Origin of the sequence: Phocaeicola sp. GP0067 (assembly GCF_031119655.1) — a bacterium.
Taxonomy (GTDB): Bacteria; Bacteroidota; Bacteroidia; order Bacteroidales; family Bacteroidaceae; genus Phocaeicola; species Phocaeicola vulgatus.
In genome coordinates, this window is sequence record NZ_JAVHZY010000002.1 from 204,722 (window position 1) to 221,470 (window position 16,749).

Sequence of the window (16,749 nt, forward strand, 5' to 3'; positions counted from 1 at the left end):
ATGAAAAGAAAAAAAATGATTATTGGAACGAGTAGTATATTCGTTCTGCTTATTATAATCCTACTTGGAGGCAGTCAATATATGCTGAACTATTCCTTACGCCCTGAAAACAGAGGAAAGAATTTGGAAAGTTCCTGGCAATATATGTTTAAGACTTACCCCTATCTAAAACCGTGGATAGATAGTCTGAAACAGAACCAAGCACTGAAGGATACCTTTATCTATTCTCCCGACCACGTAAAACTGCATGCTTACTATGTGGCTTCCAGCCGCCCGACAGCCAAAACCGCAGTTATAGTACACGGGTATACAGACAATGCCATCCGCATGATGATGATAGGTTATCTATACAATAAAAAACTGGATTTCAACATCCTCCTACCAGATTTACGCGACACTGGCCTGAGCGGTGGAAATGCCATACAAATGGGATGGTTAGACCGCAAAGATGTAACACAATGGATGGAGGTTGCCAATCGAATTTACGGTGACAGCACCAGCATGGTAGTACATGGAATCTCGATGGGTGCAGCCACCACTATGATGGTTTCGGGCGAACTGCAGCCCGACTATGTGAAATGTTTTGTTGAGGACTGCGGATATACCAGCGTATGGGACCAATTTTCCAAAGAACTGAAAGAACAATTCGGCTTGCCTCAATTCCCGTTAATGTACACCGCCGACTGGTTATGCCAGCTGGAATATGGATGGGGGTTCAAAGAAGCATCCGCATTGAAACAGGTAGCCCGATGCCATCTGCCCATGTTCTTTATCCATGGTGATAAAGATGACTACGTACCCACATGGATGATGTACAAATTGTATGAGGCAAAACCTCAGCCCAAAGCATTATGGATAGTTCCGGAAGCAGACCATGCACATTCCTATCTGTTCAATACTGAAGAATATACCCAAAAAGTAAAAGCATTTGTAGACAAATACATCCAATGAGAAAATTGACATTTTTACTTACTTTTTTCATGCTTCTAGGCTCCGTCCAGCTTCAAGCCAAAGAATATGCCATAAAAGACATACCGATGGTACATTTGCAAAACCGTACCCGCTACGTCAGCAATCCCGACAGTATCCTTTCATCCACCGCTGTCACCACTATGGACAGCATCCTCTACGCTTTAGAGCAAAAAACAGGTATACAGACATTAGTGGTAGCGGTAACAGGCATAGAGGGAGGTGATTGTTTTGATTTTGCCCACCGGCTGGGACAGGAAACGGGCGTAGGACAAAAGGAACGTGACAATGGATTGGTCATCTTGCTTTCCACCGACGAACGGTGTGTGCAATTCGCTACCGGATATGGCCTTGAAGGGATATTGCCGGATGCCATCTGCAAACGGATTCAGAACCGCTATATGCTGCCCTATTTCAAGGACAATAACTGGAACGCCGGAATGGTAGCAGGAATACGGGCTGTAAACGGCTACCTGGACGGTTCCATGGAAAATATCGGCAATGACGAAAGCGAAGATGATCCCTTGGAATTCATTATCATCTTTTTTGTGATTTTTGGAGGATTTATTGGCATCGGATTGTATGCAAACTGGCGTAAAACACGCTGCCCCCATTGCAAAAAACACAAACTGCAACGTCTTTCCTCCAAAGTTATAGACCGAAGTAACGGAACAAAGACTGAAGAAGTAGTATATAAATGCAGAAATTGCGGACATATCCTCAGACGGAAAGAACGGTCGAGAGATGAAAATTACAAAGGCCCCCGAGGAGGAGGGCCGTTCATAGGCGGAATGGGAGGAGGATTTTTTGGTGGCCACGGTGGAAGTGGAGGCGGATTTAGCGGAGGAAGTTTCGGAGGTGGAAGCTTTGGAGGCGGAGGAGCCGGAAGCCGTTTTTAAGAACAAGAATATTCATAATTTTAATAGTATATACATATGAAAAAGTCAACGATTATTGTAATAGTAGTCATTGTATTAATTGCCATTTGGGGAATAACCTCTTATAATGGTATGGTAAAAATGGATGAATCTGTCAGCACAGCGTGGAGCAATGTAGAAAACCAGTACCAACGCCGTTCTGATTTAATACCCAACCTGGTAAATACAGTAAAGGGATACGCCTCACACGAAAAAGAAACTTTTCAAGCCGTAGTAGACGCCCGTAGCAAAGCCACTCAGATGCAGATCAGCGCCGATGACCTGACTCCCGAAAAAATGCAGGCCTATCAAAAGGCACAAGGCGAAGTAGGTAGTGCATTGAGCCGCCTGCTCGCTATCACCGAAGCTTATCCCGACTTGAAAGCCAATGAGAACTTCAAAGAGTTGCAAGCACAATTGGAAGGTACAGAAAACCGGATCAGTGTAGAACGCAAAAGATTCAATGACACAGCACGGGCATATAACACAGCCATCCGTACTTTCCCCCGTAACTTGCTTGCTGGCATGTTCGGATTTAACAAACGCCCATATTTTGAATCTGAGGAAGGAGCCGATAAAGCACCTAAGGTAGAATTCTAACTCGTAAAAGATACCTGTTTCCATCCTTAAGAAACAGTTTCCGGGTACGGATTGTATGAATTTTACAGTTTGGAATAAGAAAAACTGTAAAATTCATACAATCCGTACCCCATTTTTATCCATTCTGCTAATTTTTCAGCAACAATCAAGTATATTATCCCTAAAATCATTATCTTTACGGAAAGAAACTTTTAAAACTACAAGCAATATGTTCAATTCATTTGGTAATATTTTCCGGTTAACCAGTTTCGGTGAATCCCATGGACCGGGAGTAGGCGGCGTCATTGACGGCTTCCCTGCCGGTATTAAGATTGATATGGATTTCGTTCAGCAGGAACTGAACCGCCGCCGTCCCGGACAGTCATTACTTACCACCAGCCGCAAGGAGCCTGATACAGTGGAATTCCTTTCAGGTATATTCGAAGGCAAGTCCACCGGCTGCCCCATCGGATTTGTGGTATGGAACAAGAACCAACATTCAAACGACTACGAGAATATCAAGAATCTGTTCCGCCCTTCACACGCAGATTATACTTATATGCAAAAATACGGAATCCGTGACTACCGTGGCGGGGGACGTTCATCAGCACGAGAAACCATTTCACGTGTAGTAGCAGGAGCTTTAGCCAAATTGGCATTGAAACAACTAGGAATCAGTGTCACAGCTTATACCTCACAGGTAGGACCTGTCAAACTTGATAAAGATTACAAAAGCTATAACCTCGACTTGATAGAAACAAACGATGTGCGTTGTCCCGATCCGGAGAAAGCCAAGGAAATGGCAGAACTTATCTGGAAAATCAAAGGAGAAGGCGATACAATAGGCGGGGTAGTGAGTTGCGTCATCAAAGGATGCCCTATCGGACTAGGGCAACCCGTATTCGGTAAGTTACATGCCGCACTAGGAAATGCCATGTTAAGTATCAATGCCGTAAAAGGTTTCTCTTACGGACAAGGTTTTGACTCCATGGAGCTAAAAGGCAGTGAGCAGAATGATGTATTTTATAATAATAACGGAAGAGTAGAAACAAAAAGTAATTATTCCGGAGGAATACAAGGAGGCATCAGCAACGGGCAAGACATTTACTTCCGTGTGGCATTCAAGCCAGTTGCCACAATTCTGATGGAGCAACATACAGTAAATATCAACGGCACAGACACGACCATGAAAGCCAAAGGGCGTCATGATGCCTGCGTACTGCCGCGTGCCGTCCCCATTGTAGAAGCCATGGCTGCCATGACCATTTTGGATTATTATCTGATAGACAGAACTACACAACTATAAGAATCATTCAATTATGGAAATAAAACAATACATTAAAGAAAATGAAGCGCGCTTCATGGAGGAACTTTTCAGCCTCATCCGTATTCCCAGTATCAGTGCTTTACCCGAACATAAAGACGATATGCTGGCCTGTGCCTTACGTTGGAAAGAACTTTTGTTGGCAGCCGGAGCAGACGAAGCCATGGTAATGCCCTCACAAGGCAATCCATTGGTATTTGCACAAAAGCATGTAAGCAATGATGCTCCTACCCTATTGATTTATGCCCACTATGACGTAATGCCTGCCGAGCCGTTGGACCTGTGGAAAAGCCAGCCTTTTGAACCTGAAATTCGTGACGGACACATTTGGGCACGTGGAGCTGACGATGATAAAGGACAAGCCATGATCCAAGTAAAAGCATTCGAATACGTAGTAAAAAACGGACTGCTGAAACACAATGTGAAATTTATTTTCGAAGGTGAAGAAGAAATAGGTTCTCCCAGTCTGAATACCTTCATCAAAGAACATAAGGAATTGCTGAAAGCCGATGTAATTCTTGTTTCGGATACCAGTATGCTAGGCGCGGATCTTCCCTCTCTGACCACAGGTTTACGAGGACTGGCTTATTGGGAAATAGAAGTGACCGGTCCGAACCGTGACCTTCATTCCGGACACTTCGGCGGAGCGGTAGCCAATCCTATCAATACCCTGTGCAGTATGTTAGCCCAAGTCATTGGCGAAGACGGACACATCACTATCCCCCATTTCTATGACGATGTAGAGGAAGTACCGGCAGCCGAACGTGAGATGATTGCACAAATTCCTTTCGACGAAAAAAAATACATGGAAGCCATCGGTGTAAAAGCACTGAAAGGTGAAAAAGGATATTCTACTTTAGAACGTAACAGCTGCCGTCCCTCTTTTGACATTTGTGGCATCTGGGGCGGATATACAGGCGAAGGTTCAAAAACAGTACTTCCCTCAAAAGCATATGCCAAGGTATCGTGCCGACTGGTTCCACATCAAAACCACGCTGTAATTTCCCAATTGTTTGTGGACTATATCCAGTCTATCGCTCCGGAATATGTACAAGTAAAAGTAACCCCGATGCACGGAGGCGAAGGATATGTATGCCCCATCACCTTGCCCGCTTACCAGGCTGCCGAAAAAGGCTTTGCTAAGGCATTCGGAAAAAAACCACTTGCCGTACGCCGTGGAGGAAGTATTCCTATCATCAGCGATTTTGAACAAATCCTAGGTATAAAGACCGTTCTCATGGGATTCGGATTGGAAAGTGACGCCATCCATTCGCCCAATGAAAACTTCTCTCTGGATATATTCCGCAAAGGAATTGAAGCTGTGGTAGAATTCCATCTCAATTATTAATCAATAATAAAAATGAATGCGGCAACAATCTTTAAAACTCTGACAACTGTTACTCTTTCAATAACATTACTAATTACAGGAGGTTGTAACAATATGGAAGCAAAAAAAGAAGAAACAGGAAAGAACACGGCTATAGAAAATATCTTTGCCCGAAAGAGCGTCCGGACCTATACACCCCAACCGATAGAAAAAGAAAAAGTGGATTTATTAGTAAAAGCTGCCATGGCTGCACCGACAGCAGTAAACAAGCAGCCCTGGGCTTTCGTGGTAGTGGATGACCGTAAAGTATTGGATAAACTGGCCGCCGAACTGCCTTATGCCAAAATGACGGCACAGGCTCCGCTAGCCATCGTGGTTTGTGGTGATTTAAGCAAAGCCCTGAACGGAGAAACAGATAGGTACTGGATGCTGGACTGCTCTGCCGCATCCGAAAATCTGTTGCTGGCAGCAGAATCAATGGGGTTGGGAGCGGTATGGACTGCGGTCTATCCGGAGAACGACCGCATTGCAAAGGTTAGGTCAGTCTTGTCTTTACCAGACCATATCATTCCTTTCAATTTGATTCCGGTAGGTTATCCGCAACATCGGGAAGAAGCTAAAGACAAATTCAAGACCGAAAATATCCATTATAACAAATGGTGAACAAAGGTCTAGAAATATAAATTAAGTCGGCTGGTTTAATATAAATCAGCCGACAATCTCTTTCCATTCATCCATAATCAATTTTTCTCAATCTCTATTAGCCTTATCAAGTTTCTTTTTGGCTTTTTCTATCTTGCTTTTAGCTTTATCCAAGGTTTCCCCAACCTCATCGGCTTTATCCTCAATTTGATCTTTGGCATCATCCACCACATCTTCAACCGATTCTTTGGCTTTTTCTATACGCTCCTCGAATTTATCCTTTCCTTTCTTTTCGCCACAAGATGTAACAGCAAACACCGTCATGCACACTAACACTGTAAATAATTGTCTTTTCATACTTTTTCTATTTGATTATAAACTTGATTTTAAACTATGTTCAAATATAAGCATATAGCCTATTTCTTACAAATTCAACCTGTTCTTTGATACATATAAAATCTAAATCCGACAGGAAAAAAACTTATCCCATCAAAAAAAGCCACCATAGCAAGGTGGCTTTCAATATATTAATAAAACATTCAATTCTATACTACCTGTCAAACTACTTTGTAGCAGGAGCCGTTTTAGCAGGAGCCGTCTTTATATTAATAAGAATACTATTTTCAACCCCTTCCTTGGTTACATATATTATTCTATATGCCTTCACCCCTTCTTCTTTCAGAGAAAGAGAAGCACTTTTAAGAGTTGATTCGGGATATTTTTTGGCTATGGCATCTTTAACAGATTGAGGAACCTCTTTCAGGTCTATGTTTTTAAATCCGTCTTCAACGGCAACTGTATCATTCTTTACTTTCATGGTATCATCAGCCATGACAAAAGTTCCTACACCAAAAAGGAATACAAGTGATAAAAATATCTTTTTCATAATGGTTAAATTTAAATGTTTACCTACCGACAGATATCATAAAAGACAAGAAAAATATACATCATATTCAGTCATTTCCTCCCATTAGAATATCTTCGCCAAGTAAGAATACTAAACTAAGAAAATTATATTGAGAACTAAATTATCAAGAAAAGAAGTACATACCAAATATATAAACTAAAGTTTGTGGAAATAAACATTCTTTAATCCACACCAGCTTATGCTTCCACAGGCTTATTTATTCCGGCTTTCCTGATCATTAAGTAAATAGGCTTCTGTAGAGATAGTTGTACAAACGTTTGGCATAATGCAGCAAAATACGTACTTTTGCGACTCATTTATAAAATACAGTTTGAATGAAAGCATTAAAAGAACGCATTTTACGGGACGGAAAATGTTTCGAAGGAGGAATACTGAAAGTAGACAATTTCATCAATCACCAAATGGATCCTATCCTCATGAAATCCATTGCTGTAGAATTTGTACGCCGTTTCGCCTCTACCAATATCAATAAAGTTATGACCATCGAAGCCAGTGGTATAGCTCCCGCCATCATGGTAGGCTACTTACTGGAACTTCCAGTTGTCTTCGCCAAGAAAAAGAAACCCGTCACAATGGAAAATATGCTCACCACCAGTGTATATTCATTTACTAAAGACCGTTCTTATGATGTATGTGTCAGCAAAGATTTCCTGTCCAAAGGAGACCGTGTTCTTTTTATTGACGACTTTCTCGCCAACGGCAATGCAGCCAAGGGTATCATCGATTTGGTAGAAAAAGCCGGAGCCGAACTGTCCGGAATGGGATTCATCATCGAAAAAGCATTCCAACATGGCGGAGATTATTTGCGTAATGCAGGTATCCGCGTAGAATCATTGGCCATCATTGAAAGTCTGGACAATTGTGAAATCAAAATAAGATAACCCCATGCAGGAATCTCAAACCGCCCAATCCAATACCGGACTGATTTACGGATTGAACGACCGCCCCCCTGTACGAGAGGCCATTTTTGCTGCCATACAGCATTTACTTGCTATTTTTGTAGCCATCATCACTCCGCCTCTTATCATCGCTGGAGCATTAAAACTGGATTTGGAAACCACCAGTTTCCTAGTATCCATGTCTCTCTTTGCCTCAGGTATTTCTACCTTTATCCAATGCAGACGGATAGGAGGCATCGGCACCGGTCTCTTATGTATCCAAGGAACCAGTTTTTCATTTATCGGTCCCATCATCTCGGCAGGTATGCTGGGCGGACTTCCACTGATTTTCGGCACTTGCATCGTGGCATCATCTGTAGAGATGGTCATCAGCCGCATCTTAAAATATACCCGCAAAATAATCACCCCTCTGGTATCGGGCATTGTAGTCACTTTGATTGGAATGAGCCTGATAAAAGTAGGTATCACAGCTTGTGGCGGGGGTGTCTCTGCTCAAAGCAACGGCACTTTCGGAAGTTTTGAGAATCTAGGTCTAGCTCTGCTAGTACTTATCCTCATCATCCTTTTTAATAGAAGTTCCAACCGCTACCTACGCATGAGTTCCATCGTTATCGGTTTGATTATAGGATATTTAGTTGCCTGGGGTCTCGGTAGAATTGATTTCTCGGCAGTACAAAGTTTTGGTGGTTTCAATATTCCCCTCCCATTCAAATACGGACTGGATTTCGACTTCTCCGCATTCATAGCTTTGGGGTTAGTATTTTTGATAACAGCCATAGAAGCCTATGGAGACATTACTGCCAATTCACTGATATCAGGAGAACCTGTAGAAGGAAAAACATTCATCAAACGTGCTTCAGGAGGAATTTTGGCAGACGGATTCAATTCGATGCTGGCAGGTATTCTCAACTCTTTTCCAAACTCCGTTTTCGCGCAAAATAACGGTATGATACAACTGACAGGAGTAGCCAGCCGATATGTAGGCTATTACATTGCAGGTTTTCTTATTCTATTAGGATTATTTCCCAGTGTAGGATTAATTTTCTCCCTAATGCCCGAACCTGTATTGGGAGGCGCTACTTTACTGATGTTCGGAACAGTAGCTTCAGCAGGCATTCGCATTATCGCAGCACAGAAGATCAACAACCGGAAAGCAACATTAGTCATCGCACTTAGTTTCGCTTTAGGTTTAAGTGTAGAAATGGTTCCTGAAATACTATGTCAATTTCCGGAATCAATAAAGAATATTTTCTCATCCGGCATTACAACAGGCGGAGTGACTGCTATCATTTCAAATGCACTGATACGGATGAAAGAGTAAAAACAAGTAATTTTCTCATAATTTGGAACTAAAGCATTAACTTTCTTTGCAAATCAGCCAAGAAAGGGAGAATAATATATATCTTTGTTCCAAAATATGATTATGATTACAGAGGATTTACAGAACCTATATCAAACCTATCTCGGAGAAGTACCCGAAGAGATTGTAGAATTACCCTCATCCGGTTCCAACAGGCGTTATTTCCGGCTGACCGGAACCCAAAAACTGATTGGCGTATACGGCACTTCCAAAGAAGAAAACGAAGCCTTTCTTTATATGGCAGCACACTTCCGCAAGAAAGGTCTTCCTGTTCCAGAAGTATACATCTGTTCTGAAGACAAGAATTGTTATTTGCAAGAAGATTTAGGAGATATCCTGTTGTTCAACGCTATTGAAAAAGGGCGGGCGACCAGCGTCTTCTCCGAAGAGGAGAAAGAAATGCTGCGCAAGACCATCCGCCTACTGCCTTCTATCCAATTTGCCGGAGCAGACGGCTTTGATTTTTCACACTGTTATCCCCAAGCCGAATTCAACCAACGTTCTATCCTTTGGGACTTGAACTATTTTAAATACTGCTTTTTGAAAGCTACCGGCCTGGAGTTTCAAGAAGACAAGCTGGAAGATGACTTTCAAAAAATGAGTGATGTACTGCTACGCAGTTCTTCCGCCACTTTTATGTATCGGGATTTCCAAAGCAGAAACGTGATGATAAAGGATGGAGCACCCTGGTTCATTGATTTCCAGGGAGGACGTAAAGGACCGTTTTTCTATGACGTAGCCTCTTTCTTATGGCAGGCTAAAGCTAAATTTCCCGAAACCCTGCGCAACGAACTGTTGGAAGAATATATAGACGCCCTCTCCAAATACAAACCAGTAGACCGTGATTATTTCTTTAGCCAGTTGCGTCACTTCGTACTCTTCCGCACCTTGCAGGTATTGGGAGCCTACGGTTTCCGTGGCTATTTCGAAAAGAAGCCACATTTCATCCAAAGTGTACCATACGCCATCGAGAACCTGCGACAATTGCTTCATAATGAATACCCCGAATATTCCTACCTGTGTTCCGTACTAAAAGACCTGACCGAACTGAAACAATTTAAAGATGACTTAAAAAAACGGCAACTCACTGTGAAGGTTATGAGTTTTGCCTACAAAAAAGGAATACCCAACGACCCCACAGGCAACGGTGGCGGGTATGTTTTCGACTGCCGTGCCGTAAACAATCCCGGAAAATATGAACGTTACAAACCTTTCACCGGATTAGACGAGCCTGTTATTCGTTTTTTGGAAGAAGACGGGGAAATATTCCCATTTTTAAATGCTGCCTATTCTTTAGTGGATGCTTCAGTAAAAAGATACATGGAACGAGGTTTCAGCAATCTGTCTGTATGTTTCGGCTGTACAGGCGGACAACACCGTTCTGTTTATTCAGCGCAACACATGGCAGAACATATCAATAAAAAATTCGGTGTAAAAGTAGAACTCATACACCGTGAGCAGAATATAGAACAAACATTTGAAAGAACATTATGAAAGCAATGATTTTTGCCGCCGGACTAGGCAGCCGACTTAAACCTATAACAGACACCCGTCCCAAAGCTTTAGTAACGGTAGGTGGAAAAACCATGTTAGAGCACATCATCTTAAAGCTGAAAGCAGCAGGATTTGATGAAATAGTGATCAACGTACACCACTTTTCCAATCAGATTCTTGCTTTTCTGGAAGCTAACCAGAACTTTGGAGTCAACATACAAATCTCGGACGAAACAGACTGCCTGCTTGATACCGGCGGCGGTTTGGAAAAAGCATACCATTTATTATACCATCCTGAGAATATGTTTACCCAAAAAGGCGAAACCCCGTATGAACTGATATTCGAAAATCTGAACAAAGGGATGGATGAGGAAGAGATAATCGAAAAAACCTTAGGAGTTATGCGGAAAGAATGCTACTTGCTCCACAACGTAGATATCCTTTCCAATTGCGATTTTGAAAGTCTGATGTATTATCACCAGCACAGTCCTAACATCAATGCCACCCTTTTAGTCAGCCAGCGCAAGACCTCCCGTTACCTGTTGTTTAATGACGACAATCTGTTATGTGGCTGGGTCAATAAGGACACCATGGAAACCAAACCGGCAGGATTCCGGTATAGAGAAGGGGAATACCAGGAATACGCCTATAGCGGAATACAAGTGACCACCCCTAAAATTTTACATCTCCTTCCCAAAGGAAAATATTCCATTATCGATTTCTATCTCTCCATATGTCACAGGGTCGACATCCAGTGCTATGTAGAAGATGACTTGCAATTGCTTGATATCGGCAAACCCGAAAATCTGGAAAAAGCGGAAGAGTTTCTCAGTAAATTCTAAGCAGTCCTAAAAATATATCCATAACATAAAACAGTATCCCGCCTAAAATAACCCATTATTTCAGGCGGGATACTGTTTTGTTTTGCTAGCAAACAGCTTCTTATTCTTTCGAATAAAATGGGCAGATAAAAAAAGTCGTAATTTTATGAAGTGCCCCCCAAAAGTTTTGTGTTTAACTTTTTTAGGGGGCACTTCTTTATGACCAAAGGTTCAATTTATTTTTCTGAGCTTCTGCCAAAGATACCGTTTTTACCTGCTTGGCACTGTTTTTCAGACGAAGATCCTCATATTCTTTGTTCAGCCTTTCCACAAACTCAAAAGAAGATTCCGGATTCAGCAAACGGGCGGCTACCAAGGCATTCTGTGAAGCATCTTTCATGTGAATGACCGGACCTCCATAAACAGGTGCTATTTTCAAGGCAGTATGCAGCTTGGAAGTAGTGGCTCCTCCAATCATAATGGGAATGTCCAGCCCCGCACGCTTTAACTCTACAGCCACATGCGCCATTTCTTCCAATGATGGAGTAATCAGCCCGCTTAATCCTATTATATCCACCTTTTCCTCTATAGCCTTCCTGACTATCATTTCGGCAGGAACCATCACGCCAAGGTCTATAATTTCATAGTTATTACAAGCCATGACCACTGATACGATATTCTTCCCAATATCATGCACATCCCCTTTTACGGTAGCCATCAATACTTTTCCTGCACTGCGGACACCTTCCTGTTTGTCGGCCTCAATGAGCGGCTGCAAAATCGCTACCGCCTTTTTCATGGTACGGGCAGTCTTCACAACTTGCGGTAAAAACATTTTCCCTGCTCCAAACAATTCTCCGACTTTATTCATACCTTCCATTAGCGGACCCTCAATAATATCCACTGCTTTAGGATACAGTTTAACCGCTTCTGCCAAATCCTCTTCCAAATGATCGCCAATGCCTTTTATCAAGGCATACTGAAGCCGTTTCTCTACCATCGGTTCCTCACGCCACACATCCTGTTTCACCGCTTCTGTTCCGGTCGCCGTATTTTTCAACGCCTCAGCAGTCTCTATCAAACGTTCGGCAGCATCGGGCCTACGGTTTAAGACCACATCCTCTATCCGTTCCAGCACATCAGCAGGAATATCCGTATAGAGCACCGAAGCAGCAGGATTTACAATACCCATATCCATACCTTGACGGATAGCGTGATAAAGAAACACGGCATGCATCGCCTCACGGATATAGTTATTTCCACGGAAGGAGAACGACAGGTTGCTCACGCCACCACTGACGTGTGCACCGGGCAAATTCTTTTTGATCCATCCGGTAGCCTTGATAAAATCCACCGCATAATTATCATGTTCCTCAATACCCGTAGCCACAGCCAGTACATTAGGGTCGAAAATGATATCATGAGGATTAAAATCCACCTGTTCTGTCAATATTTTATAAGCACGGGCACAGACTTCAATCTTACGTTCAAAAGTATCTGCCTGTCCTTTTTCATCGAAAGCCATCACTACAACGGCAGCTCCCAGTTTTTTTATCAGACGGGCATGTTCTATAAATATCTCCTCCCCTTCCTTCAAAGAAATAGAATTGACAATGGACTTTCCTTGCAGGCATTTCAGTCCGGCCTCAATGACTTCCCACTTGGAAGAGTCAATCATAACAGGTACACGGGCTATGTCGGGTTCGGACATGACCAGATTCAAGAAAGTAGTCATCTCCTCCCGGGCATCCAGCAAACCGTCATCCATATTTACATCAATCACCAAAGCACCGTCTTCCACCTGCTTGCGAGCGATACTTAGCGCTTCCTCATATTTCTTTTCATTGATTAAACGGAGGAACTTACGGGATCCGGCCACATTGCACCGTTCGCCTACATTAATAAAATTCATTTCGGGAGTCTGCTCCAACAGCTCCAACCCGGAAAGCCACAGCCTCTCAGGAGTGGTGGCAGGGATATGAGGAGATACCCAGGCAGAACCGGAAACGATCAATTCCTGATATTTTGCAATATATTCCTCCGTTGTACCACAACAACCACCGATAATGTTTACTAATCCTTCATCGATATATTCCTTCACTTCTGAAGCCATTTCCTCCGGAGTCTGGTCATACTGTCCCAAACTGTTAGGAAGTCCGGCATTGGGATAGGCACTTATATAATAAGGTGCCCGTGCAGCCAGCCCTTCCAGAAAAGGTTTCAATTGTTTCGCTCCGAACGAGCAGTTCAGGCCGATAGAAAAAATAGGCGCATGCTGTACGGATGCCAGAAAAGCATCCAATGTTTGCCCCGAAAGAGTACGTCCTGCAATATCCGAAACAGTAACAGAAAGCATAAGAGGAACCTCACGCCCTACCTTCTTCATTGCCGTTTCCGCAGCATAAATGGCCGCTTTGGCATTCAGGGAATCGAAAATGGTTTCTATCAGAAGCGCATCCACTCCTCCTTCCAGCAAAGCTTCCATTTGTTCCTGATAGGCAGCGGCCAGTTCATCGTATGTCAAAGCACGCAAGGCCGGATTATTGACATCCGGACTCATGGAACAAGTTTTGTTGGTAGGACCTACCGAACCTGCTACAAATCTAGGTTTATGAGGGGTCTTCGCGGTATATTCGTCAGCCATTTCGCGAGCAAGTCCGGCAGCGGCCAGATTAATCTCACGGCACAAATCCTGCATATGATAATCTGCCATCGAAACCCGTTGGGCATTGAACGTATTTGTTTCAATAATATCAGCCCCTGCTTCCAGATATTTATGGTGGATATCCTTTATCACATCAGGGCGGGTAAGACAAAGCAAGTCATTATTGCCCTTCATCTGTCCGGGCATCTCAGCAAAACGCTCTCCCCGGAAATCCTGTTCAGACAAATTATACCTTTGTATCATAGTTCCCATTGCACCATCAAGAATGAGAACTCTCTCGTCAATTAGTTGTTTTAATGTAGCCATAAGTCTATTTTTGGGGTACGGATAACACGGATTTCACTTACCTTTTAAACATACGGTCCATTTCGCGACGGTCGTCCTTCTCTTTCAATGACTCGCGCTTATCATATTGTTTCTTACCTTTAGCCAATGCGACAACCAGCTTCGCCAGTCCTTTCTCATTAATAAACAGACGGACAGGAACAATCGTAAAACCGGGGTTCTTTCCGGCTTCTTCCAATTTCCGCAGTTCTTTCTTATTCAACAACAATTTACGTTCGCGACGGGCAGAATGGTTATTGTATGAGCCGTAAAAGTATTCGGCTATGTGCATATTCTTCACCCACAACTCGCCTTGCACAAAATAACAATAGGTATCTACCAGACTGGCTTTGCCCAAACGGATGGACTTTATCTCGGTTCCCGTGAGCACGATACCTGCCGTGTACGTATCGATAAATTCATAATCGAACGATGCACGCTTATTCTTTATATTAATAGGAGTCGGTTTCATTAATTTAAAATAACAGATAACTCATTAAACACAGCGGCAATCAATGCCGGACAAACAATTATAATAACTGAAGCAATCAAGGTGTATCGTGTCAGTTTCTCTTCATTTACCTTCATCAGGGTACGCGCCCCCTCGAACACCACGAATATAGTATAAAATTGCAATATCCAATGGAGAATGGAAATAGAGAACAACCCACTGACAATATCGAGCACAAAAGTCACTACCATAGAATAACCTACAAACTGCTGATTTAGTTCATACTGGTCTTCACGTCCTAACAGTTTCTTGCCCAACTGGTCTATGGCGTATGCCGCCAAAAAATATCCTCCGAACAAGGATACAAATATAGCACAACATCGTGTCATTGCTATCTGGAAAGCAGCGACCCCTGCCGTATTCCCAATGAATGTACCTATAAAAACGGACAATCCGCATAAACCTATCATGGGATAAACAAATGCTCCCAGCACTTTACGCCTATCCTCTTCCTTGCCAATTTCCTCCCATGCTTTTGCCGGAGATGAAATCAGCGATATTACTCGTTTAAATAAATCTTTGTAATTCAATGCCTAATCTATTTACCTCAGTTCAACTTCAATGAAATGCAAAGGTAATTAATTCACTGGAATAAACGAATAAAAAAACGCATACTTCTCTTGGGAGAATCAAAAAAATAAGCCTACTTTTATTATAGATTCAGACTTTCTTTATTTGATTCGAAGATTATTTCATCTCATAATAATACATTTAGAGAAATTCTTCTATACCTTAATCAAAAAGAAAGATAACTTCCGGAGAATATATGCTTATCTTTCGATATATTCAACCAGTGATATTCTAAATTCATTAGGTCAAAATAAAAATTTCGCATCCCAAAACTTTCCCATCGGCACAGCTGTTACAGAAATTATGCACGATGCGAAATTAAAATCAAAGTATTATGGATGACAAAGAAAAAAATGCAGAAGTGGCAAAAGCCATAAAATTACCAGACTTGGCATCTTACATGCAAGTAGTAATCAAACAGTTGGAAATAGACAAAAAATGGTCAGCAGTACATACATATACTTATACACTGAAATCCGTTACGGAGTTTTACGGAGGAAAAGGAACACCTGTGCCAATAGATGAAGCTTTCACATCTGGCAGGTTAAAAGAGTATGAGGAATGGATGAGACTGGAAGGAACAAGAAACAGAAAGACCGACAAGAAAAGGTCAGATAGAAAACATGGAGTACCGAAAGGACTGAGTTTGAATACTATATCAACCTATATGCGAACCCTGAAAGCTGTATATAACCGACTTGCCGATAAAAAAATACTGCCTTATAACCCGAAGCTATTCGATAATGTATACACAAAGGTAGAATCACAGACCAAACGAGCACTGGATACAAAACAAATGAATACACTACTGCACACCGATATAGAAAAATTGCCCAAAGAGATGCAATGTGCATTGGCATATTTCTTACTAATGTTTCTATTCCGGGGAATGCCATTCATTGACCTTGCCCATCTACGAAAACAAGATGTGAAAGGAAAATATATTGTATATAGCCGTCACAAAACAGGACGACAGATAACAGTGCGCATTCCTAAAGAAGCAATGAAACTGATAGAGAAGTTCAAGAATATGAATTATGATTCCATTTATCTATTTCCGATTCTAGACAAAAAAAACGCAGCAAAGGAACAGAGTCAGAAAAATGGAAAAATAAAAAAAGATAAAGAGCTATATATGAACTATCTCCGAGTACTGCGCAACTTCAACTTGAAGCTAGAAAAAATAGCGACATTGTTACTGCCTGATGTAAAGCTCAGTTCATACACGCCGAAACACAATGCTTTTGCTATCTAACTGAAAATTAAATAGTTCTCTTGTTATTTTTATTTAATAGGTAACTATTTAGAAACGAGCGAAATTCAGCGGCTTGTTTCATCTTGCATACATTCAAAGGACGTTTTTGTTATGCAAAAATAAGGTTTTCAAGTGAGAAGAACAAAATATCCTTAGGCTTTATC

General features: G+C 42.1%; 16 protein-coding genes. 11 read left to right on the forward strand and 5 right to left on the reverse strand.

What is annotated here, in order from left to right; all coding sequences use genetic code 11:
- From RE317_RS02675 to RE317_RS02700, 6 genes are all read left to right on the forward strand, one after another.
- A complete protein-coding gene (locus tag RE317_RS02675; protein WP_117616187.1) occupies positions 1-951 on the forward strand; it encodes an alpha/beta hydrolase in 951 nt (316 codons plus the stop codon).
- Positions 948-1,868 (forward strand): YgcG family protein, encoded by a 921-nt coding sequence (locus RE317_RS02680; protein WP_117616186.1) that lies wholly within the window; start codon positions 948-950, stop codon positions 1,866-1,868. The genes RE317_RS02675 and RE317_RS02680 overlap by 4 nt, the downstream gene beginning before the upstream one ends.
- A 36-nt stretch (positions 1,869-1,904) precedes the next feature.
- Positions 1,905-2,486 carry a LemA family protein gene (locus tag RE317_RS02685; RefSeq protein WP_117616185.1) on the forward strand — a complete coding sequence of 194 codons (582 nt, stop codon included), beginning with the start codon at positions 1,905-1,907 and terminating at the stop codon, positions 2,484-2,486.
- Positions 2,487-2,694: 208 nt separating this feature from the next.
- Complete coding sequence (gene aroC / locus RE317_RS02690) at positions 2,695-3,771, forward strand: chorismate synthase (RefSeq protein ID WP_005847197.1); 1,077 nt, start codon at positions 2,695-2,697, stop codon at positions 3,769-3,771.
- A gap of 13 nt (positions 3,772-3,784) precedes the next feature.
- Positions 3,785-5,137 (forward strand): dipeptidase, encoded by a 1,353-nt coding sequence (locus tag RE317_RS02695; RefSeq protein WP_008669924.1) that lies wholly within the window; start codon positions 3,785-3,787, stop codon positions 5,135-5,137.
- Positions 5,138-5,149: 12 nt separating this feature from the next.
- On the forward strand, positions 5,150-5,779 hold the full coding sequence (locus tag RE317_RS02700; RefSeq protein ID WP_005847193.1) for a nitroreductase family protein: 630 nt from the start codon (positions 5,150-5,152) through the stop codon (positions 5,777-5,779).
- Between the two features lie 87 nt (positions 5,780-5,866).
- Here the strand turns inward: RE317_RS02700 and RE317_RS02705 are convergent, their stop codons facing one another.
- Both RE317_RS02705 and RE317_RS02710 read right to left on the reverse strand, forming a co-directional pair.
- Complete coding sequence (locus tag RE317_RS02705; RefSeq protein WP_016270168.1) at positions 5,867-6,115, reverse strand: hypothetical protein; 249 nt, start codon at positions 6,113-6,115, stop codon at positions 5,867-5,869.
- Between the two features lie 205 nt (positions 6,116-6,320).
- Positions 6,321-6,644: a hypothetical protein gene (locus tag RE317_RS02710; RefSeq protein WP_005848233.1), complete on the reverse strand. Its 324-nt coding sequence runs from the start codon at positions 6,642-6,644 to the stop codon at positions 6,321-6,323.
- 356 nt (positions 6,645-7,000) lie between these two features.
- Between RE317_RS02710 and xpt the strand changes: the two genes are divergently transcribed.
- The 4 genes from xpt (at position 7,001) to RE317_RS02730 (ending at position 11,281) form a co-directional block, all read left to right on the forward strand.
- Positions 7,001-7,567: a xanthine phosphoribosyltransferase gene (gene xpt, locus RE317_RS02715; protein WP_005847479.1), complete on the forward strand. Its 567-nt coding sequence runs from the start codon at positions 7,001-7,003 to the stop codon at positions 7,565-7,567.
- A gap of 4 nt (positions 7,568-7,571) precedes the next feature.
- Entirely contained in the window at positions 7,572-8,906 is a 1,335-nt protein-coding gene (locus tag RE317_RS02720) for a nucleobase:cation symporter-2 family protein (protein WP_016270166.1), read from the forward strand.
- Between the two features lie 102 nt (positions 8,907-9,008).
- Entirely contained in the window at positions 9,009-10,439 is a 1,431-nt protein-coding gene (locus RE317_RS02725) for a phosphotransferase (RefSeq protein ID WP_016270165.1), read from the forward strand.
- Positions 10,436-11,281, forward strand: a complete 846-nt coding sequence (locus RE317_RS02730) for a sugar phosphate nucleotidyltransferase (RefSeq protein ID WP_005847471.1) — start codon at positions 10,436-10,438, stop codon at positions 11,279-11,281. The genes RE317_RS02725 and RE317_RS02730 overlap by 4 nt, the downstream gene beginning before the upstream one ends.
- A gap of 196 nt (positions 11,282-11,477) precedes the next feature.
- Here RE317_RS02730 and metH read toward each other — a convergent pair whose 3' ends face one another.
- The 3 genes from metH to RE317_RS02745 are packed head-to-tail and all read right to left on the reverse strand — an operon-like array spanning position 11,478 to position 15,290.
- Complete coding sequence (gene metH, locus RE317_RS02735; RefSeq protein ID WP_117889362.1) at positions 11,478-14,231, reverse strand: methionine synthase; 2,754 nt, start codon at positions 14,229-14,231, stop codon at positions 11,478-11,480.
- A gap of 37 nt (positions 14,232-14,268) precedes the next feature.
- Positions 14,269-14,721: an SsrA-binding protein gene (gene smpB, locus RE317_RS02740; RefSeq protein WP_005847465.1), complete on the reverse strand. Its 453-nt coding sequence runs from the start codon at positions 14,719-14,721 to the stop codon at positions 14,269-14,271.
- Positions 14,721-15,290, reverse strand: a complete 570-nt coding sequence (locus RE317_RS02745) for a Yip1 family protein (protein ID WP_005847462.1) — start codon at positions 15,288-15,290, stop codon at positions 14,721-14,723. Before RE317_RS02745 ends, smpB begins: the two co-directional genes overlap by 1 nt.
- A gap of 374 nt (positions 15,291-15,664) precedes the next feature.
- Between RE317_RS02745 and RE317_RS02750 the strand changes: the two genes are divergently transcribed.
- Entirely contained in the window at positions 15,665-16,585 is a 921-nt protein-coding gene (locus tag RE317_RS02750) for a phage integrase SAM-like domain-containing protein (protein ID WP_008669917.1), read from the forward strand.
- The last annotated feature ends 164 nt before the right edge of the window (positions 16,586-16,749 follow it).